This is a genomic window from Parafrankia sp. BMG5.11 (assembly GCF_004337455.1).
This window is the reverse complement of sequence record NZ_SJXI01000014.1, coordinates 177,572-197,874: the sequence shown is the minus strand read 5'-3', so window position 1 is coordinate 197,874 and position 20,303 is coordinate 177,572. Positions and strand designations below refer to the sequence as shown.

At 66.4% G+C, this 20,303-nt stretch carries 15 protein-coding genes; 8 read left to right on the top strand and 7 right to left on the bottom strand.

Translation table 11 applies throughout. The features are described from left to right. Positions 1-5: 5 nt before the first annotated feature. Positions 6-1,421: a glutamate ligase domain-containing protein gene (locus E0504_RS09560; RefSeq protein WP_131623411.1), complete on the bottom strand. Its 1,416-nt coding sequence runs from the start codon at positions 1,419-1,421 to the stop codon at positions 6-8. A 62-nt stretch (positions 1,422-1,483) separates the two neighbouring features. On the opposite strand from E0504_RS09560, the gene E0504_RS09555 reads away from it, so the two are divergent. The 4 genes from E0504_RS09555 (at position 1,484) to dnaN (ending at position 5,296) form a co-directional block, all read left to right on the top strand. Continuing rightward, on the top strand, positions 1,484-2,311 hold the full coding sequence (locus E0504_RS09555; RefSeq protein ID WP_131623409.1) for an LD-carboxypeptidase: 828 nt from the start codon (positions 1,484-1,486) through the stop codon (positions 2,309-2,311). Between the two features lie 24 nt (positions 2,312-2,335). Then, positions 2,336-3,274, top strand: coding sequence for an ACP S-malonyltransferase (gene fabD / locus E0504_RS09550; RefSeq protein ID WP_131623407.1), 939 nt, complete (start codon positions 2,336-2,338; stop codon positions 3,272-3,274). Beyond that, entirely contained in the window at positions 3,274-4,026 is a 753-nt protein-coding gene (gene fabG / locus E0504_RS09545; protein WP_131623923.1) for a 3-oxoacyl-[acyl-carrier-protein] reductase, read from the top strand. Before fabD ends, fabG begins: the two co-directional genes overlap by 1 nt. Positions 4,027-4,168: 142 nt before the next feature. Next, positions 4,169-5,296 carry a DNA polymerase III subunit beta gene (gene dnaN / locus E0504_RS09540; protein WP_131623405.1) on the top strand — a complete coding sequence of 376 codons (1,128 nt, stop codon included), beginning with the start codon at positions 4,169-4,171 and terminating at the stop codon, positions 5,294-5,296. A gap of 104 nt (positions 5,297-5,400) precedes the next feature. Here dnaN and E0504_RS09535 read toward each other — a convergent pair whose 3' ends face one another. The 5 genes from E0504_RS09535 to E0504_RS09515 form a co-directional block, all read right to left on the bottom strand. After that, positions 5,401-6,414, bottom strand: a complete 1,014-nt coding sequence (locus tag E0504_RS09535; RefSeq protein WP_131623403.1) for an NAD(P)-dependent alcohol dehydrogenase — start codon at positions 6,412-6,414, stop codon at positions 5,401-5,403. Next, a complete protein-coding gene (locus tag E0504_RS09530) occupies positions 6,411-8,180 on the bottom strand; it encodes an amidohydrolase family protein (RefSeq protein ID WP_131623401.1) in 1,770 nt (589 codons plus the stop codon). Before E0504_RS09530 ends, E0504_RS09535 begins: the two co-directional genes overlap by 4 nt. A gap of 68 nt (positions 8,181-8,248) precedes the next feature. Next, complete coding sequence (locus tag E0504_RS09525; protein WP_131623399.1) at positions 8,249-9,568, bottom strand: FAD-dependent oxidoreductase; 1,320 nt, start codon at positions 9,566-9,568, stop codon at positions 8,249-8,251. Then, positions 9,565-10,428, bottom strand: a complete 864-nt coding sequence (locus E0504_RS09520; protein WP_207912414.1) for an alpha/beta fold hydrolase — start codon at positions 10,426-10,428, stop codon at positions 9,565-9,567. The genes E0504_RS09525 and E0504_RS09520 overlap by 4 nt, the downstream gene beginning before the upstream one ends. Before the next feature lie 14 nt (positions 10,429-10,442). After that, positions 10,443-12,131, bottom strand: coding sequence for an alpha/beta hydrolase (locus E0504_RS09515; RefSeq protein ID WP_131623397.1), 1,689 nt, complete (start codon positions 12,129-12,131; stop codon positions 10,443-10,445). Positions 12,132-12,407: 276 nt separating this feature from the next. On the opposite strand from E0504_RS09515, the gene E0504_RS09510 reads away from it, so the two are divergent. The 4 genes from E0504_RS09510 to E0504_RS50305 all read left to right on the top strand — a co-directional run bounded on the left by E0504_RS09510 (position 12,408) and on the right by E0504_RS50305 (position 19,922). After that, on the top strand, positions 12,408-15,026 hold the full coding sequence (locus tag E0504_RS09510; RefSeq protein WP_131623395.1) for an EAL domain-containing protein: 2,619 nt from the start codon (positions 12,408-12,410) through the stop codon (positions 15,024-15,026). An 88-nt stretch (positions 15,027-15,114) separates the two neighbouring features. Continuing rightward, positions 15,115-17,307, top strand: a complete 2,193-nt coding sequence (locus tag E0504_RS09505; RefSeq protein WP_207912411.1) for an EAL domain-containing protein — start codon at positions 15,115-15,117, stop codon at positions 17,305-17,307. A gap of 49 nt (positions 17,308-17,356) precedes the next feature. Next, complete coding sequence (gene lepA, locus E0504_RS09500) at positions 17,357-19,174, top strand: translation elongation factor 4 (RefSeq protein WP_131623919.1); 1,818 nt, start codon at positions 17,357-17,359, stop codon at positions 19,172-19,174. A 4-nt stretch (positions 19,175-19,178) separates the two neighbouring features. Then, on the top strand, positions 19,179-19,922 hold the full coding sequence (locus E0504_RS50305; protein WP_373693883.1) for a hypothetical protein: 744 nt from the start codon (positions 19,179-19,181) through the stop codon (positions 19,920-19,922). Between the two features lie 221 nt (positions 19,923-20,143). Here E0504_RS50305 and E0504_RS50300 read toward each other — a convergent pair whose 3' ends face one another. Continuing rightward, entirely contained in the window at positions 20,144-20,299 is a 156-nt protein-coding gene (locus E0504_RS50300) for a hypothetical protein (RefSeq protein WP_165938457.1), read from the bottom strand. Positions 20,300-20,303 lie beyond the last annotated feature (4 nt).

Sequence of the window (20,303 nt, the reverse complement as noted above, 5' to 3'; positions counted from 1 at the left end):
CGTCGTCACCTGAGGCGGGCCAGCAGGTTTCGCGCGAACTCGGTCAAAGTGTCATCCCGCGCACCCATGATCGCGATCCGGTCGCCGTCGCGCGCAATGGCCGCGATGCGATCGGCCACCGCCGCACGCTCTGCAATGTATTCGGCGGAGCGGTCCGCCGCAGAGATCGCGGCGACCACATCTTGCGATCCGCCGCTGCGGTCCACAGTGCCGCCGAAGTAGACCGGGTCGCAGATGATCGTCACGTCATCAGGTCCAAGCTCTCGTGCAAAGGTGTCAGCGAGTTCGCGCCCCATCTGTCGCAGGGGACCATAACCGTGGGGCTGAAAGAACGCGATCACCCGCCCGGAATGTTGCTTCAGCGTACGCAAGGTCGCGGCGCACTTCTCGGGGTTGTGTCCAAAGTCGTCGATCACGGTAATGCCGCCCGGACTCGTGCCGATCACATCGAACCGGCGAGCGAGCCCCCTGAACGAACTGAGCGCCGCGACGGCCTCGCTTGGCGCAACCCCCGCCGCCGCCGCACCGGCAATAGCCGCGAGCGCGTTTGCCAGGTTGTGCCGTCCCGGCATCGCCAGACTTAGCCGGTCCGCGGACCCGTCACTGCCATCGGTCACGACCGCACTCAGGCCTGACATTCCGTAGTCGGCCGAACCTGGTTCTACCGAGATCCTTGCCGAGGGGTCTGAGACGCCAAAAGTGATCGCACCCAGTCCCTGCGCGAGCGCCTTCACCTCGGGATCATCGAGGTTGACCGCGCAGGTCGCCGATGCGCGCAGAAAGTCAGCGAAAAGCAGGCGCAACTCATCCATGCTCTTGTGGTCAAGGCTGACGTTGAGCAGCACCCCCACCGTCGGCCGATACAACGCGATCGATCCGTCGCTCTCGTCTACTTCGCTGACGTATAGCTCGGACCCACCGACATGCGCGCTGGCGAAGGGGTTCTCCGCCGAGGCGAAGTTCTTCATCACCGCGCCGTTCATGATGGTCGGCGCTCGCCCGGCGGAATGAAAAATCCAGCCCAGCATGGCGGTGACGGTGCTCTTGCCGCTGGTGCCCGCGATCGCGACCGATGCCGGCGCGGCATTGAACAGCGCTGAATTGAGCTCGGCACGGGTCATGCGGTCGCAGCCGAGTGCGCGCGCCCTGACGATCTCGGGGACCGTATCCTCGACCGCCGCGCTGGCGACCACGACCTGATCCGGGCTGGTGACGCCGCTGCCGTCTTGGGGAAAAAGCGCGAAACCGTGATTCGCCAGCCACGCGAACTTGTCTGGTGTCCGGCCTTGATCCCGGCTGCGGTCGGACCCTGCCACTGTGCCGCCGAGACCCTGGACGATCTGCGCCAGCGGCAGCATTCCCGATCCGCCGATACCGCAGAAGAACCAGGGGCGGGCGGATGGTTTGAGCGGTGTATCCATGATGCGCCCCGGTGCGTAGTCGGGGATGCACAACTTGTGAAGCGGCTGCTAGGCCTGCAGCAATGACCCGCATCGCCATCTGCGCCCCGGCCACCCCGATCACCCGCGACATGGCCGAAAAGGTCACCGCGCTTGCCGCCGCCGAGTTTCCGGGCCTGACGCTCGATTTCCACGATCAATGCTTTGCTGCCGCAGGACACTTTGCCGGGCCGGATGACCAGCGCCTTGCAGCCCTGATCGAAAGCGCCAACGATCCCCGTGCGGATGCGGTGTGGTTTGCGCGCGGGGGCTATGGCTCCAATCGCATCGCGCTTCCGGCGATCGCGGGAATGAATGAGGCAGCGGCGCGCAAGTCCTTTGTCGGCTTTTCCGACTGCGGGTTCGTGCTGGCTGGGTTGTACAAGGCTGGCATTGGTCGTCCGGTACACGGGCCGATGGTCGGAAACGTCGCCTCGGCCGGGGGCGAGGAGGCGATCCGCCGGGCGCTGGCATGGTTTGCGGGCGACGATCGGACGCTGGAGCCGGGCCTGGATGAGCGGCCCTCGGTCGCCTTCAACCTCATCACCCTGACAGCGCTGACCGGCACTCCGCTGATGCCGGATCTTACGGGGCACGTGGTGATCGTCGAGGAGGTGGCCGAGCATCTTTATGCGATCGACCGGCTGTTTTTCCACCTGGTCGCTCATTTGCACGGGGTGGCCGGCCTGCGGTTGGGAATGGTGACCGCGGTACCCGAAAACGATCGGCCGTTCGGTAGCGAGGCAGAGGATATCGCGCGCTACTGGTGTGCTTCCGCCGATATTCCGTACCTCGGCCGCGCCGAGGTCGGGCACCATCCGGCGAACCGGATCGTCCCCTTCGGTCTTGCCGCGAGTGCCCGCCGCGCATAGTCGCACCGGCCAGAGGAGATCACGATGAGAGCGTTCGTCTTTCCGGGGCAAGGCAGCCAGAAAGTAGGCATGGGCACCGAACTGGCGCAGTCGAGCCAGATCGCGCGCGAGGTGTTCGAGGAGGCCGACGACGCACTCGGCCAGAAGCTGTTCGCCATCATGTCGGACGGTCCCGAAGACCAGCTGACCCTGACCGAAAACGCTCAGCCCGCGATCATGGCGCATGCCATGGCGGTCCTGCGAGTGCTTGAAAAGGAAGGCGGAATTACGCTGACCCAGGCGGCCGATTGCGTAGCGGGGCATAGCCTGGGCGAATACACCGCGCTGTGTTCGGTCGGCGCGTTCTCGCTCGCCGATACGGCCCGGCTGCTGAAGCTGCGCGGGCAGGCGATGCAGGCGGCGGTGCCGGTCGGAGTGGGGGCGATGTGCGCCTTGCTGGGCGCTGATCTGGACAAGGCGCAGGCACTCGCCGAGGCGGCCGCCGAGGGGCAGGTCTGCCAGGTCGCCAACGACAACGACCCAACGCAGGTGGTGCTGTCCGGGCACCGGGAGGCGATCGAGCGGGCCGTCGCGATGGTGAAAGACCACGGCATCAAGCGGGGGGTGCTGCTGCCGGTTTCAGCGCCGTTCCACTGCGATCTGATGCAGCCGGCGGCGGACGCGATGGCCGAGGCGCTTGCAAAAGTGCCGCCTCAGGCTTTCCGGCTGCCCGTTTATGCCAACGTCCTTGCCGCACAAGTGATTGAACCTGACCAGGAGCGGAGCCTGCTGGTCGAACAGGTATGCGGCCGCGTCCGCTGGCGTGAAAGCGTCCTCTCGATGCGGGAAGCGGGGGTCGAAGAGTTCGTGGAGGTTGGCGGGAAGGTGCTCGGCCCGATGATCGGGCGGATCGATCCGGAAGCCAAGGTCACCAGCGTGGTGACGATGGCTGACATCGAGGCATTGGCGAAGGAAATCGGATGATGTTCAACCTTGAAGGGATGACGGCGCTGGTCACCGGAGCCAGCGGCGGGATCGGATCGGCAATCGCGCGGAGCCTGTCACGCCAGGGGGCGCGGCTGGCGCTGTCGGGTTCCAACAGCGCGAAACTGCGCGCGTTTCGCGAGGAACTGATCGCCGAATCGCACCTCGATCATGTCGAGATCACCTGCGACCTGTCGAACACCACGCAGGTCGAGGAATTGATCCCGGCAGCGATCGACACCTTCGGCAAGCTCGACATCCTGGTCAACAATGCGGGCATCACCCGCGACAACCTGACCATGCGGATGAAGGATGACGAGTGGGACCAGGTGATCCGGATCAATCTGGAGGCCGCGTTCCGGCTGATGCGCGCATCGTGCAAGCCGATGATGAAGGCGCGGTTCGGACGGATCGTCACCATCACCAGCGTCGTCGGCGCGACGGGCAACCCGGGCCAGGCCAATTACGCCGCGGCCAAGGGCGGACTGACCGCGATGTCCAAGGCGCTGGCGCAGGAGGTCGCCAGCCGTGGGATCACCGTCAACTGCGTGGCTCCCGGCTTCATCCGCACCGCCATGACCGACCAGCTGCCCGATGCGCAGAAGGAAGCGCTCAACGGCCGGATCCCGATGGGCCGGATGGGAGAGGGCGAGGACATCGGTGCCGCGGTCGCATATCTCGCCAGCCGCGAGGCCGGCTATGTCACCGGGCAGACGCTTCACGTCAACGGCGGCATGGCGATGCTGTCGTAGCGGCTTATCCCCAAGGGAATCGGCCAGAGGGGGTCAGGGCGCGGGCTTGATCCTTGCCCACAGCCGCCTCCCCGCTAAGGATATCCGGGCAATTTCCGGCGCCCGCGTTCGTAGGGCGCGTGAGGGGTAAGAGTAGGATCCGATGAAAGCCACGATCGAACGCGCGACGCTGCTGCGCTGCCTGTCCCACGTGCAATCGGTGGTGGAGCGCCGCAACACGATCCCGATCCTGTCGAACGTGCTGCTCGACGCATCCGATGGCGGCACGCTGAAAGTCATGGCGACCGACCTCGACCTGCAGGTGGTGGAGAACATGGCCGCCGCCAGCGTCGAACAGTCCGGCGCGATCACCGTATCGGCGCACCTGTTGTTCGATATCGCGCGCAAGCTGCAGGAAGGCAGCCAGGTCAGCCTGGAGACGGCCGAGAACCGGATGACGGTGAAGGCGGGGCGCAGCCGGTTCTCCCTGCCGACCCTGCCGCGCGACGATTTCCCGGTGATCGTCGAAGGCGACCTGCCGACCAGCTTCGAACTGCCGGCCAAGACGCTGGCCGAACTGATCGACCGCACGCGCTTTGCGATCTCGACCGAAGAGACGCGGTATTACCTTAACGGCATTTTCCTGCATGTCTCGGACGATGAGCAGCCGGTGCTGAAGGCCGCCGCGACCGACGGCCACCGCCTGGCCCGCTTCACCATCCCCCGGCCCGATGGCGCGGAAGGGATGCCTGACGTGATCGTGCCGCGCAAAGCCGTGGCCGAATTGCGCAAGCTGCTTGAGGAAGCGCTGGACGGCAATGTCCAGATCGACCTGTCCGCGAGCAAGATCCGCTTCACCCTGGGCGGCGAAGGCGGAGTGGTGCTGACCAGCAAGCTGATCGACGGCACGTTCCCGGATTACAGTCGGGTGATCCCGACCGGGAATGACAAGCTGCTGAAGCTCGACCCGAAAAGCTTCTACGCCGGCGTGGACCGGGTGGCGACCATCGCCACCGAAAAGACCCGTGCGGTCAAGATGGGTCTGGAGAACGACAAGGTCACGCTGTCGGTCACCTCGCCCGACAACGGCACCGCGGCCGAGGAAGTCCCGGCCGACTACCGTTCCGACGGGATGGAGATCGGGTTCAACGCCAATTACCTGAAGGACATTCTCCACCAGATCGACGGCGACACGGTGGAACTGCACCTCGCCGACCCGGGCGCGCCCACGCTGATCCGTCAGGACGAGAACAGCCCCGCGCTGTACGTGCTGATGCCGATGCGGGTGTGATGACGCGCTGGGACGCCGCGTGGCCCCAGCGCAGGCTGGGGCCTCGTGCCGGCAGGCGCCGTGCTTGGGGCATGAGATCCCAGCTCCCGCCGGGATGACGGCTGTCAGATTCTCACGGCGATCTTGCCGAAGTGCTTGTTGGCGATTTGGTGCCGGAACGCATCGGCTAGGTCCGCCAGTTCGAACGTGTCGCTGATCACCGGCTTGATGCCGTTCGCTTCCAATGCCGCGATCAGGCCGAGCTGTTGGGCTCGGCTGCCGACGGTCAGGCCCTGCACGGTCAGGTTCTTGGAGAACAACAGCGCGGTCTGCACCGGGCCGGCCACGCCGGTCAGCACGCCCAGCAGGGCGATGTGTCCGCCGACCCGCGCTGCCAGCATCGACTGGTCAAGAGTGCCGGGACCGCCGACCTCGACCACGGTGTCCACCCCGCGGCCGCCGGTCAGCTGCATCGCGAGCGGGCCCCAGGCGGGCGTTTCCTTGTAGTTGATCAGTTCGTCGGCGCCGAGATCGCGCAGCCGCTCCAGCTTCTCGCCGCTTGAGCTGGTGGCGATCACGCGGGCCCCGGCAGCCTTGGCGAGCTGAAGCGCGAACACCGACACGCCTCCGCTGCCCTGGACCAATACGGTATCGCCGGGCTTGGTCTGCGTGTCGACGAACAGCGCGCGCCAGGCGGTGAGGCCGGCACAGGTCAGGGTGGCCGCCTCGGCCGCGGTATAGCCGGCGGGCGCGCGGGTGAACCACGATGCGGGGCGGGTGACCACTTCGCGCGCGTAGCCGTCCGTGCTGTCACCCGGCACCATCCGCTGCGCGGCGTAGGGCACGTCGCGCCCGTCCTGCCAGCCGGGGAAAAACAGGCTGAGCGCGATGTCGCCGACCGCGAAGCCGGTGTCGTCGCCCCCCACCGCGATCACTTCGCCCGCGCCGTCCGACATGGGCACGCGGCCCTGCGGCGCGGGGATCATGCCCGAAACCACCGCGAGATCGTGGAAGTTGAGCGAACTGGCCCGTAGGCGCACAGTGATCTCGCCCGGTCCCGGCTCGGGTGCGTCGGGAAGATCGGCCAGCGTGAGCGCGTCGAGCGTGGAGGGCGCGGCGCCCGTGACGATTCCCTTCATTCGGCGGCTTCCGCCAGCGTGGCGCGCTGCGGTCCGCGGATCAAACCGCCGGGTGCTTCCCCGGTCCACACGCCTTCGCGGAAGGTCACCCGTCCGTTCTTGATCGTGCAGACGTATCCTTCCGCCTTTTGCAGCAGCCGCTTGCCGCCCGCCGGCAGGTCGAACGCAAGCCACGGCTTGCCGAGCTTGAGCCGTTCCATGTCGATCACGTTGAGATCGGCCAGATAGCCGGGGGCGATCACCCCGCGGTCCTCCAGCCCGTACAACCGCGCGGTATCGAGGCACTGGCGTTTCACGGCGTGTTCGATTGTCAGCCGGCCGTTCGGACGATCTTTGGCCCGCTTGCGATCGCGCACCCAGTGCTGGAGCATGAACGTGGGGCTGGCCGCATCGCAGATCGTGCCGCAGTGCGCCCCGCCGTCGGACAGCGAGTTCACCGTGTCATCCGCCGCCTGCAGCTCCTCCAGGAAGTCTAGATTGCCGTCGGCGTAGTTGAGCAACGGCAAATAGATGAACCCCTTGCCGTCGTCCCGGCACAGCAGGTCGTAGGCATATTCTTCCGGGGTGGTCCCGGCCGCCGCGGCGCGGGTGGCGATGCTGGCATCCACCTGCGGCTCGTAATCGAAATCGGGATCCATCTCGAACTGCATCGTCCAACCGCCGGTGACGACCATGATCAGGCCGATGATGTCCTGGTTGACCTCGCTGAAGTCATTTTCCTCAGCCAGCAGCCGCGCCTTGAACGCGGGATCGAGCAGCCGGGCCTTTTGCTCGTCCCACGGCAGGTCGGCGATCGCCTGCCAGCTTGGCTTCAGGCGGAACGGGTGCACCGTGCCCTGCCATGCCATCACGATGCCGTTGCCGCGCAGCGCGATCTGGGCAACGATGTTTGCGCCGTTGTCGTTTTCCGCGCGCATGGTGGCGATCTGTTCTTCGAGCGGGAGCTCCTTGGCGATCGATTGCAGCGCGGCGAAGGTGACCGGCAGCCCTGTCTCGCGGCTGAGCTGGCCCATCCAGCCGAATTCGTCCCACTCCCGCATCATGTCGCTGGCCATCTCGAACACGCCGTGACCGGCGCGGCCCATGGCGCGGCCAATGCCGACCAGTTCCTCCGCCGTGGCGGTGGTGCCGGGAACGACTTCCCCGTCGATCGAGCGATGGAGCACTGTGCGCGACGTGGAGAAGCCGAGCGCGCCGGCGCGGACGCCTTCCTCGACGATCTTGCCCATCGCCTCGATGTCTTCCGCCGTGGGCACAGCGCCCGGCCTTTCGCGGTCGCCCAGCACATAAGCACGCACCGCGCCGTGCGGCACGTGGGTGCCGACATCGACCGTGCGGGGCAGTTCCTCCAGCGCGTCGAGGTATTCGGGGAAGGACTCCCAGTTCCACTTCATCCCTTCGGCGAGCGCTGTGCCGGGGATGTCCTCCACCCCTTCCATCAGGCCGATCAGCCAGTTGTGACGATCGGGATGTGCGGGCGCGAAGCCGACACCGCAGTTGCCCATCACCACCGTCGTCACCCCGTGCCAGCTTGAGGGCGCCATCTCGCGGTCCCAGGTCGCCTGACCATCGTAATGCGTGTGGATGTCGACGAAGCCGGGCGTGACGATCATCCCGTCGGCGGCGATCTCCTCAGCTGCGTCCCCGTGCACCGTGCCGACCTGCGCGATCAGCCCGTTCTTGATCGCGATGTCGCCGGTGAAGCGGTCATGGCCGGTGCCATCGACGATGGTGCCGCCGCGGATGATCAGGTCGAATGTGGGCATGTTTGTGCTCCTCTCTCCGGAGCGGACGGTCTCATATTGCAACTGGTGAGTCCAGCGCCCTGACGGGCTTACCCGCGCGCGCGGATCATGCTGGCGATGTCGACGAACTTTTCACGCGGAGCGCCTTCGCGCGCGGCCTGGGCCTCGGCCTCCTCGATCTTTTTCCAGTCGCGGAACGTGACGATATCGAGCTGGCGCTCCTCGGCCAACGCGTCGAACCCGGCGCGGCCTTGGCGGGCCGCGGTGCCAAGTGCGCCACTGGCGAGGTCCTCGGCAATCCGGTCGATCACCCCGAACCCGTCGGGGCGGTTGGTGCCGATCGTGCCGGTTGGCCCGCGCCGCGCCCAGCCGACCGCGTAGAGACCTGGAAGGATGCGCCCCTCGTCGTTCGCAAACTTGCCGGCCCGCTCGTCGAACGGCACGCCGGGAATGGGCGAGCTGCGGTAGCCGATGCAGGCGACCACCAGGTCGGCGGGTATCACATACGTCTCGCCCGTGCCGACCGCGCGGCCGGCTTCCACGCGCGTGCGTTCGACCTCGACGCCCTCGACTTTCCCGGTGCCGATCAGCCGTACGGGGGAGGCGAACATATCGAAGTCGATCTCGACCGCCTTGTCCGCCCGCTCGCTCTCCGGGATCGCGGCGAAGCTGCGCAGGTGGCCGACGGACTTGCGCAGGCCCGGCTCCAGGATCGCATCATCCTCCGGCGCGGGCAGGTCGGCTGGATCGACGCGCGGGGCGGCGCGCGACAGGTGCATCAGTTCGCCCAGTTCCTTGGGCGTCATCATGATCTGGTGCGGCCCGCGGCGGCCGACGATGGTGACGGTGGTGAGCCGCGAGGCCTTCAGCGCCTCAAGCGCATGGTTGACGATATCGCTGCCGGCGAATTCGTCCTCCGTCTTGGAGAGGATGCGCGCCACATCGAGCGCGACGTTGCCCATACCGATCACCACCGCCGACTTGCCTGACAGGTCGGGATCGAGCTGCGCGAACTGCGGGTGGCCATTGTACCAGCCGACGAACGCCGCGCTGCCGAACACGTTGGCCAGGTCCTCCCCCGGCAGGCCGAGCGGCTTGTCGTGCGGCGCGCCGGTGGCGAACACCACCGCGTCGTAGAGGCCTTGCAGCTCCTCAACGGTCACGTCCTGGCCGATGGTTACGTTGCCGACGAAGCGCACGTTGTCGGACAGCGCGGTCGTCTCGTACCGGCGGCTCACGCCCTTGATCGACTGGTGATCGGGCGCGACCCCGGTGCGGATCAGGCCGAACGGCACCGGCAGGGTGTCGAACACGTCCACCCGCACATCGTCGCCCCATTTCTTCTGCGCGGCCCCCGCCGTGTAGTACCCCGCGGGGCCCGAGCCGACGATCGCGAGGTGGCGGGTCATGCGGCCTGCCTGTTCTCCTCGTGCCCGTGCTCCTCAAGCAGCGGACGATCGAGGAATGTGCGGATGCACGAGACCGACTGTTCGCGGTGGCTGAGCAGGAACAGGTGTCCGCCGCCTTCGAAGATTTCGAGGTCGCTGCCGCGGATCAGCGCGTGCAGGAAGCGTCCGTTGATCAGCGGCACGATCGCGTCCTCGTCCCCCATCATGATCAGCGTCGGCTTGCGAAGGAAGGGCAGGGCAGGCGCGCTGGTCCAGCCAACCATCGCGAGCAGCTGGTAGATGTACCCGCGCCGGGTGGGCGGGGTGAGCCTGCCGATGTGCGAGGATTTGCCGGCGGTCTTGCCCAGCGCATCGCCATACAGGGTGGCAAAGTGCTTCTCCATGAAAGCGGCGTCCACGTAACGGCGCGGATCCACCATCTTACTCAGCGCCGCCGGACTGCCGGGCACCATCAGCATGCCGGCGGTGGTGGCGCACAGGATCAGCCGGCGCACGCGCCCGCCGTGCTGCAAGGCGAAATGCTGCGCCATGGCGCCGCCCCAGCTGACCCCCATGACGTCGACTTCATCCATGCCCAGCTGGTCGAGCAGCTTGGCGGCAGTGCGGCTCATGGTCACGGGCGTGTACGGCAGTGTGGGTTCGGGAGAGCCGCCGACCCCGGGCATATCGAACATCACGAAACCCCGGTCGTCAAGCGCTTCGGCCAGCGGCGCGACCGCTTCGATGTTGGCCCCGATGCCATTGAAGAACAGCACTGGCAGGTGGTCGGAGGGCATGTCGAGCCGCCAGGTGGCGACCCGCAATTCGCGCCCCCCCACTTGCATCAGGCGAACGTGGGCGGTGGTCATCGGATCAGTCACGGCAGCTAAGTCCTTCAGGCTTGTTCGAGGACGTAACGCCCGGGAGCGGGATCGGTCGCCGCGAAACCTTCACCGCCCAGCGTTTCGGGCGCAGCGGTTCGTTCGCCCGACCGCTGCTGGAGCCATTCGATCCAGAACGGCCACCATGATCCGGCGACTTCATGTGCGCCCTCCAGCCACTCCTCGGCCGTGGCGGGCAGGGGACCGTCGGCCTGCTGGACGTAGTACCTGGCCTTGGGATTGCCGGGCGGGTTGAGGATCGCCTGCATGTGGCCCGACTGGCTGAGCACGTAAGTCACCTGGCCGGAACCGAATAACTGGGTGGAGCGGTACGTCGCGCGCCACGGGGTGATGTGATCGGTCACTCCGCCAAGAATGAACAGGTCGGCGTCGACCTTCGACAGGTCGATCATGTGGCCGGCCATCTCGACCTCGCCCTTCCTGGTGAAGGCGAGCGTTTCGGACAGGGTGAGGAAATCGCCCATCAGCGTGGCGGACAGATTGGTCGCATCGGAGTTCCAGAACAGCACGTCGAACGCGGGCGGATCGTCACCCAGCAGGTAGTTGTTGACGACGTAGTTCCAGATCAGGTCGTTGGGCCGCAGCCAGGCGAATCCGCGCGAGAGGTCGTCGCCCCTGATGATCCCGCCCTTCGCCGCGCGCTTCCGAGCCAGCGCGAGGCCGTTGTCGGTCATCAGCGCGCCGGCTTCGATATCGCCATGTTGCGGGTGGAGCACGCACACCATCAGCGTGAGCGCGCCGAGCAGGTGGCTGCCGTCCGCCGCCAGCTGGCTCGCCAGGACCGCGGCCGTCTGCCCGCCCGAACACCCGGCGGACACGTTCACCATGTCGCTGCCGGTAATGGCCGCCACCGCTTCCATCGCCTCGCGGCAGCTGGCGACGTAATCGCCCATGCCCCAGGAACCCTGTTCCTTCGTGGGGTTCTTCCAGCTGATCACGAAAGTCTGGATGCCGGCATCGACCTGATACTTCACCACCGATTTGTCCGGAGACAGGTCGTTGATATACATCTTGTTGATCTGCGGCGGGATGGTCAGCTGCGGCACCGCATAGACCTGATCGGTGGTCGGCGCGTACTGGATCAGCTCAATCATTTCGGTCCGCAGCACCACCTGACCCGGCGTGGTGGCGACGTTCTCGCCCAGCTTGAACGGTCGCTTGTCCACCTGCGACACCATGCCCTTGTTGTGGACCATGTCGGTGTAGGCGTTCTTCAGCCCCTTGATCAGCGACAGCCCGCCGCTGTCGACCACGCGCTTTTGCGCGGCCGGGTTGCCGAGCAGCGTATTGGTCGGGGCCAGCGCATCGATGATGATCTGGCTGATGAAGTTCGCCCGGTCGCGTTCCAGCGCGTCGAGCGCCAGCTCCTCCAGCCAGTTCTTCATGCCTTTCTGCATCGCGAGATAATACTGCGCGCTGGCCTTCAGAAACGGGTTGAAGGTCCACGCCGGGTCCTTGAACCGCTTGTCCTTGGGATCGGGCGCAAGGTCGCTGTTGCCGGTGACGATCTGGAGCACGTCCTCGCTCATCGCCCGGGCATGGCGCATCGTGCGCGCCGGATCGCTGGCGGTTTCCCGCAGGAGCAGCGCTACCGCGCCCGTGAAATCCTCACGCACCAGGCCGACCATGGGGCCCAGTGCCGTGGTTGACTGCGCCGCTTCGTTTTCCAGCTGGCCGCTCATCGCTCTCTCCCGTGGCGACTTGATGGGCGCGATTCATGCACGGCGCCGCGGTGCTTGGCAAGCGAGCCGGCAGGCTGCTGCGCAAGGCGCGGTTAACCATTAATGTCAGCGCTTTCTGCAGGCTGAAACCGCATCGCCCGCACGCTCGTCTTAACACATTATCAAGCGCCCGCGCTCACAAGCACATCCATGGTAGGCGAACGAGCGCAGGCGCTGCTGGCAGCTCCACCCGGGGAAGTGCCCGGTGAAGGCGCGCGCTCTGCGTCGGGGCAAGCCATGCCGGCACCGTCGCGCCGGGAAGGGGAGGCGCGGCGTCGCTCACGGCGCAGCAGACCCGCGCGCGAAGCGCCGGCCCACGTGCGAGGGTGCCAGATTCCGCGCCAGTGGACCCGGGTGGCGGTGTTCGTTGTCTGCGCGCTGGTGTTCGCCGCTGTCGCAGGACGGTCGGTGCCGCCATTTCTCAGCGTGGTCTGGGCGGCGCTGGCATGCGCCATCGTCGGCGGTGCGGGTTGGCTGATGGGGCTTGAAGAACGGTTGCCCCAGCGCTCGCCCGCATCGCTGGGGCTGCTGTTGATAGCCGTCCTCCTGCCAATCGCGCTGACCTCGGCGGCGTTCGGACATTGGATGCTGAGCGGGGGGCTGGCGTACCACTGGGGCGTGGCGACGCTGGTCTCGCTGACGGCGGTGTCCACCGCGTTGCTGGGCAACCGGCTGACCCTGATTTTTGCCGGCAAGGCGGTCTTGTGGGGCGTCTTCGCGCTCATGGACGGGTCGCTGGCGGCGATCGGGGCGACCGGCGCGGGCATCGCGGTCATGGTGCTGGTGACGCGCTACCAGGCCCGCATCAATCGCGCGGAGGAGGAACGCCAGCAGGCGCTGGAGCGGGTCCGCCACCGCGCCGAGGACATCCTCCACGATTACGAGGAAACCGGCCAGGGCTGGTTCTGGGAAACCGATCGCCGGGGGCAGATCACCTATGTCTCGCACAGCGTCGCCCGCACGCTGGGCCGCGACGACGCGGAGTTGACCGGACGCCCTCTGGCCGAGCTGTTCAACCTTGAAAGCGACAAGCGCGAGGGCGAACGCACTCTGTTGTTCCATCTGACCGCCCGCTCCGCCTTCAGCGACCTGGCGGTGCGCGCCGGTACCGAGGCGGAGGAACGCTGGTGGTCGATCAACGGCCGGCCCATCTTCGACGAGTTTGATAACTTCTGCGGTTTCCGCGGGTCGGGCACGGACCTGACCGAGAAGCGCAAGAGCGCTGAGCACGCCTCACGCCTGGCACATTTCGATTCGCTTACCGGTCTCGCCAACCGATTCCAGATGTCGCAGAGCCTCGAGAAGATCCTGACCGCGCCGCTCGAGATGCACCGCGATTGCCGCGTTTTCCTGCTCGATCTCGACCGGTTCAAGCATGTCAACGATACGCTGGGCCACCCGGCGGGGGATGCCTTGCTGAAACAGGTAGCCCAGCGGCTGGAATGTTCCGTCGGAAAGATGGGGCTCGTCGGCCGCCTCGGGGGTGACGAGTTCCAGGTCATCATCCCCGGACGCATCGAGCGGGGCCAGCTCAGCCAGCTTGCGCAGGATATGATCGCATCGCTGTCGCAGCCCTACTCCATCGATGGACAGCGCGTAGTAATCGGCGCCTCGATCGGCATCGCCTTGTCGCCCGAGGACGGCGTGACCAGCGAAGCGCTGATCCGCAACGCCGACCTTGCCCTTTACGCCGCCAAGGATGGCGGGCGGGGGCGGCTGCACTTCTATTCGGCCGACCTCCATTCCGACGCCGAGGAGCGCAGCCGGCTGGAACAGGACTTGCGCGACGCGATCACGCAAGGCGGGCTGGAATTGCACTACCAGCCGGTGGTCCACACGGCGACCGAGAAGATCGCCGGGTTCGAGGCGCTGCTGCGCTGGCGGCATCCGGTGCGCGGCTGGTTGTCCCCCGCAAAGTTCATCCCCGTTGCCGAGGAGTCGGGCCTCATCGGCAAGATCGGCGAATGGGCCATTCACGCCGCTTGCCGGGACCTCGCCACCTGGCCCGAAAACGTGCGGTGCGCGGTTAACGTGTCGCCGCTGCAGTTCGCCAACCCCGCGCTGCCCGCTATTGTCGCCAGCGCGATCGAGCGCGCCGGGATCACGCCCTCGCGGCTCGAGCTGGAGATCACCGAGAGCGTTTTCCTTAACGATGACGCCGGCACGGACGCGATGTTCGCCGCGCTGAAGGCGGTGGGCGTGCGGCTGGCGCTCGACGACTTCGGCACCGGCTATTCCTCGCTCGGCTACCTGAAGAAAGCGCCGTTCGACAAGATCAAGATCGACCAGAGCTTCGTTCGCGGGGCGACCGAGCCGGGCAGCCGCAACGGGGCGATTATCGCCTCGATCACCGGTCTCGCGCAGGCGCTGGGCATGGATACGACGGCCGAAGGCGTGGAAACCCTCGACGAACTCGATCTGGTGCGGATGTATGGCTGCAGCCATGTGCAGGGCTTCATCTACGAGCGCGCGCTCGATGCAGGCGCAGCGACGCGGCGCCTCGCTACCGGGCTGGCCGCCGTCGCCAAGGGGCCGCGTTCGGCCCGCGCATCGCGCCACATGATGCTGCGCAAGGTGCTGCTGGAGCACGGCGGGCAGCACTACAACGGAACCATTCGCAATATCTCCTCCACCGGAGCGCTGGTGGAGGGGCTGTGGAACGTGCCGCCCGGGACGATCTTTCGCATCCTGCTGTCGGAGGGGTTGAGCGTCACCGCGACCGCGCGCTGGAGCGCGGAGGACAGGCTGGGCGTCGAATTCTCCGCCCCGCTTGAACGTGACGCTTCGGGCACGCTGGTCGCGCTGGCGGTCGAACCGCCGCCCCCGGTGCGCCGCGAACTTCGACGATCGGCGTGAGCATTAGCAATTTGGTTAGGCATGTTCGCTAAGCGACATGCCAAGGCCGGGAAACGGTCACGGGTCCCAGTCGCAGGTTTGGAGAGACGTGGCACTTAACGGCATCTTTTCGCGCAGGAACAGCGACCGCAGCGGCGGGGCGGCGCGCTCGCCCAGCGCGGCCGATGTCGATCGGCTGGCGCTGCTCGATCAGTTCGAGGAGTCGGAGCTGGGCTGGTTCTGGGCGACTGACGCCGAAGGCAAGCTGAGCTACCTGTCCGCCAGCGCGGCGCACCGGCTGGGCCAGGAACCCGAGCAGATGCTCGGCACGCCGCTCACCGCGCTGTTCCTGCCCGATGAACTGGAAGACGAGGACCGCGCGGAGCGGCCATTCGCCTTTCAGCTCCGCGCGCGCAGCACCATCTCCGACATGCCCGTGCGCGTCTCCGTGGCGGGGACGGAGCGCTGGTGGTCGATCTGCGCCAAGCCGCAACTCGATCGCGAAAACGAATTCCTGGGCTATCGCGGCAGCGCCAAAGACATCACGGCGGTACGCGAAAGCCAGCGCGATGCCTCGCGTCTCGCCCAGTACGATTCGCTGACCGGGCTCGCCAACCGTCACCGGATGAGCAAGCGTCTGACCGCCACGCTCATCGCGTACAAGGCGGCCAAGCGCAGCTGCGCGTTGATGATGCTCGACCTCGATCGCTTCAAGCAGGTGAACGACACGCTCGGTCATCCGGCGGGCGACGAATTGCTGAAGCAGGTGGCGCAGCGGCTGGAACGGATCGTCGGTGGCAAGGGCGAGATCGGCCGCCTGGGCGGCGACGAATTCCAGGTAATGCTTCCCGACATCGATGACCGCGGCCGGCTGGGCGAGATTGCCAACAGCGTGATCCAGATGATCTCCCAGCCATATTCGCTCGATGGCAGCCGGGCGATCATCGGCACTTCGGTCGGAATCGCGATCGCGCCCTACGACGGGATCGATACCGACGAACTGGTCAGCAGCGCCGACCTGGCGCTGTACGCGGCCAAGGGCGGGGGGCGCGGGCAGTACCGGTTCTTCTCCAGCGAACTGAAGGATGGCGCACGGCTCCGCCGCCAGATCGAGGAGGATCTGCGCGACGCGATCCAGTCCGACCAGCTGGAACTGCATTACCAGCCGATCGTGCGCACCAGCGATCACAAGGTGACCGCGCTGGAGGCGCTGGTCCGGTGGAATCACCCGGAACGCGGCTGGATCAGCCCGGCTGAATTCATTCCCGTGGCCGAAGAAACCAACCTCATCAACGGGCTCGGCGAATGGGTGCTCAGGCGCGCTTGCCGCGACGCGGTCGAATGGCCGCACTCGCTGCGGGTCGCGGTCAACGTGTCCGCGATCCAGTTTTCCGGAACCGACGTGCCCAAGGTAGTGCGCGCGGTCCTCGACCGGTCGGGACTGGAGCCCGAGCGTCTGGAGCTGGAAATCACCGAGAGCGTCTTTCTGGGCGATCCGCAGGGCACGGGTATCATGCTCAAGGCCCTGAAGAAGATCGGGGTCCGGCTCGCTCTCGACGATTTCGGCACCGGCTATTCGTCGCTGGGCTATCTCAGCAGCGCGCCGCTCGACAAGATCAAGATCGACCGCAGCTTTGTCGCCGGGCTGACCGAAGACGAGAACAACAACGCGGCGATCATCACCGCCATCGTCAGCCTGGCGCGCGCGCTGAAGATGGAAACCGTGGCCGAAGGGGTCGAGGCGATGGACGAACTCGACCTGATCACCAAGCTCGGCGCGAGCCATATCCAGGGCTACATCTTCTCAAAGGCGCTGACGCACGACGCTCTACTCGAGCGGCTGCTCGAGGGCGGTCTTCAGTTCGAACCCGAAGGCCCCGCCAAGCATCGGGCGGATCGGCGATCGACCTTTCGCCGGGTAGGGGTGATCCACGAAGATCACCGTTACGAAGTGGTCATGCGCAACCTGTCGCGGACGGGGGCGGGGATCGAGGGGCTGCTCGACGTGCCACTCGGCACCCCGCTGGTGCTCGATCTAGGCGGCGGGCAGCTGGCGGTTGCCGAAGTCGTCCGGTCGGAAGGGTACTCACAAGGGCTGGAATTCGAGCAGGCGCTGATCAACGACGGGGCTGACGGGCTGTGCACCAGGCATCGCATCAGCCCCTATGCCCTGGCTTCGGCGGGCATGCCGCTTGCCGCTCTGCCGCCTGGATCATACCTGCCACAGAGCCGCGATGACGGGCCGAAAAGCCTGCCGGCGTTCCTGCAGGTCGATCTTGCCCAGACCAATCGCGCCGCCTGACCGGCGCCCCGCGTGACAGGTGCCGGCACGGGCGCTAAGGGCCCGCGCGATGACTGACCTTTCGCTCATACGCAACTTTTCGATAATTGCGCACATCGACCATGGAAAAAGCACCCTGGCCGATCGCCTGATCCAGGCGACGGGGGGATTGACCGATCGCGAGATGAGCGAGCAAGTGCTTGATAACATGGATATCGAGCGTGAGCGCGGGATCACGATCAAGGCGCAGACGGTGCGGCTCAACTACACGGCCAAGGATGGGCTGACGTACGAGCTCAATCTGATGGACACGCCGGGCCACGTGGACTTCGCTTACGAGGTCTCCCGCTCCCTTGCCGCGTGCGAGGGCGCGCTCCTCGTTGTGGACGCCGCGCAAGGGGTGGAGGCGCAGACGCTCGCCAACGTGTACCAATCGATCGAGCATGATCACGAGATTGTGCCCGTGATCAATAAGATCGACCTCCCTGCCGCCGAGCCCGAGAAGGTCCGCGCCGAGATCGAGGACATCATCGGCATCGACGCGTCCGAAGCGGTTCTCACCTCCGCCAAGTCAGGTATCGGGATCGAGGATGTGCTGGAGGCGCTCGTCGCCAAGATCCCGCCCCCGAAAGGCGACCGCACGGCGCCGCTCAAGGCGATGCTGGTCGACAGCTGGTACGATCCCTACCTCGGCGTGGTGATCCTCGTCCGGGTGATCGACGGGGTCCTCAGGAAGGGCCTCCACGTCAAGTTCATGCAGGGCGAGAGCGAGCACCTGGTCGACCGCGTCGGCGCCTTCACCCCCAAGCGGATCGACCTGCCTGAAATCGCCGCGGGTGAGATCGGCTTCATCACCGCGCAGATCAAGGAGGTGGAGCAGGCCCGCGTCGGCGACACCATCACCACGGTGAAGAACGGCGCCACCCAGGCACTCGCCGGGTACAAGGAAGTGCAGCCGGTGGTGTTCTGCGGCCTGTTCCCGGTCGACGCGGCGGACTTCGAGAAGCTACGCGAAAGCATCAGCCGCCTGCGCCTCAACGACGCGAGCTTCAGCTTCGAGATGGAATCGAGCGCCGCGCTGGGCTTCGGCTTCCGCTGCGGGTTCCTCGGCCTCCTGCACCTGGAGATCATCCAGGAGCGCCTGAGCCGCGAATACGACCTCGACCTCATCACCACGGCCCCCAGCGTCGTCTATCGCATCCAGCTGCGCGCCAGCCGGACGGACGACGCGCGCGAGATCCTGCTGCACAACCCGGCCGACTATCCCGATCCCAGCCGGATCGAGACGATCGAGGAGCCGTGGATCAAGGCAACGCTCTACACCCCCGACGAATACCTCGGCCCCATCCTCAAGCTGTGCCAGGACCGGCGCGGCATCCAGCGCGAGCTGACCTACGTCGGCGGCCGCGCGCAGGTGGTGTACGAGCTGCCGCTGAATGAAGTGGTGTTCGACTTCTACGACCGCCTGAAGAGCATCAGCCGTGGCTATGCCAGCTTCGATTACGAACAAATCGGCCTGCGCGAAGGCGACCTCGTCAAGATGAGCATCCTGGTCAACAATGAGCCGGTCGACGCGCTGTCGCTGATCGTCCACCGCTCGGTCGCCGAGGCGCGCGGCCGCGGCATGTGCGAGCGGCTGAAGGACCTCATCCCCCGCCACCTGTTCAAGATCCCCATCCAGGCCGCGATCGGCGGCAAGGTGATCGCCCGCGAAACCATCGCCGCCCTGCGCAAGGACGTGACCGCCAAGTGCTATGGCGGCGACATCAGCCGCAAGAAGAAGCTGCTGGAGAAGCAGAAGAAGGGCAAGGCCCGGATGCGCGAGTATGGCAACGTGAGCATCCCGCAGGAGGCCTTCATCGCGGCGCTGCGGATGGGGGAGGAATGATCCTCTGCGCATGATGGATTTCAGCAGCTGGCAGGGCATCCTGACCACGCTGATCGGTTTGACACTGGTCACCGTAATCGGCGTCGGCATCCGGCTGGTCATCATGATGCGCGTGCAGGAGAAGCGTCAGCGGGCCAACCGCCAGATCAATGAACGGGTCAAGACGCTCATGGCCGCCTACAAGACCCTGGGAGGATCGTTCACCGGCGACCTCTCGGTCGATCCGACTCATATGCGGGACCTGCGCCGCCGCGCCGCAGGGATCGCGCGTGAGGGGGTGGCGGAGGCGACCGACGAAGGCGTCGATACGCCGCTGGACTTGTCTGCCGAGGCACTGGGCGGGTCCGAACGGGCACGCCGCATCCGCGACGCCGTGGAAAGCGCGCTGTCGGATATATTGCTGCTGGGCACGGAAGAGCAGGTGCGGCTCGCGGGCGAAGCGATTGCCGAGCTGGTCGCCGGGCGCCGCGTGCACACCCATGCGCTGGTGGTATCCCTGCGTGATTTCATTCGTTCCGCGCTGGACCTCGCACCTATTCCCCGAGAGATTGCCGACAAGCTGCCGGCCCAGGGCCCCACGCGACCGTCTGGCGGCGGCGGTGGAGGTGGCGGTCGGGGGCGTGACGGGCAGGGCGGTGGTCGCGGCGGCGGCGGGGGTCAGGGCGGCGGCGCTGGAGGCGGCGGCATGGGCGGTGGAATGATGATCGGCGGCGGACTTGCTGCAGGCGAAGAGCGCGGCCCGGACTAAGTTTCGGCCCGGTTCGCTGCGCGGCAAACGACCTTGAAAGGTTCGAATCCGAGCTGAACCCGTTGCGGGGCTGCTATACCCGGAGCGCGGTGCGCATCACCTGCGCCCGCGATGTGGTGTGGAATCGAGGACACCGCGGGTTATCTGCTCCTGTTTGCGGGGAACCGGCCAGGGTGAGCAGAAAAATGCGGTTGTGGGAGAATGGCGTTAAGCGGACGGCCTCAGCCGAGCGCGGCGGCGCGCACCAGCTTGAACTGCGTGATCAGGTCACGCGCGCGGGTCGCCACAACGTGCGTAGCGGAGGCCACCACGAACGTCACGAGGCCCATCATCGCATAATCGAGCGCGTGGAAGCCGGGCTGGACATAATCGCACATGGGG

Bases quoted from the DNA above. Each gene is read 5' to 3' on its own strand.
- E0504_RS09510 (WP_131623395.1), top strand. From the start codon at position 12,408: ATGCCGGCACCGTCGCGCCGGGAAGGGGAGGCGCGGCGTCGCTCACGG.
- E0504_RS50300 (WP_165938457.1), bottom strand. From the start codon at position 20,299: ATGTGCGATTATGTCCAGCCCGGCTTCCACGCGCTCGATTATGCGATG.
- fabD (WP_131623407.1), top strand. From the start codon at position 2,336: ATGAGAGCGTTCGTCTTTCCGGGGCAAGGCAGCCAGAAAGTAGGCATG.
- dnaN (WP_131623405.1), top strand. From the start codon at position 4,169: ATGAAAGCCACGATCGAACGCGCGACGCTGCTGCGCTGCCTGTCCCAC.
- lepA (WP_131623919.1), top strand. From the start codon at position 17,357: ATGACTGACCTTTCGCTCATACGCAACTTTTCGATAATTGCGCACATC.
- fabG (WP_131623923.1), top strand. From the start codon at position 3,274: ATGTTCAACCTTGAAGGGATGACGGCGCTGGTCACCGGAGCCAGCGGC.
- E0504_RS09560 (WP_131623411.1), bottom strand. From the start codon at position 1,421: ATGGATACACCGCTCAAACCATCCGCCCGCCCCTGGTTCTTCTGCGGT.
- E0504_RS09535 (WP_131623403.1), bottom strand. From the start codon at position 6,414: ATGAAGGGAATCGTCACGGGCGCCGCGCCCTCCACGCTCGACGCGCTC.
- E0504_RS09525 (WP_131623399.1), bottom strand. From the start codon at position 9,568: ATGACCCGCCACCTCGCGATCGTCGGCTCGGGCCCCGCGGGGTACTAC.
- E0504_RS09530 (WP_131623401.1), bottom strand. From the start codon at position 8,180: ATGCCCACATTCGACCTGATCATCCGCGGCGGCACCATCGTCGATGGC.
- E0504_RS09515 (WP_131623397.1), bottom strand. From the start codon at position 12,131: ATGAGCGGCCAGCTGGAAAACGAAGCGGCGCAGTCAACCACGGCACTG.
- E0504_RS09555 (WP_131623409.1), top strand. From the start codon at position 1,484: ATGACCCGCATCGCCATCTGCGCCCCGGCCACCCCGATCACCCGCGAC.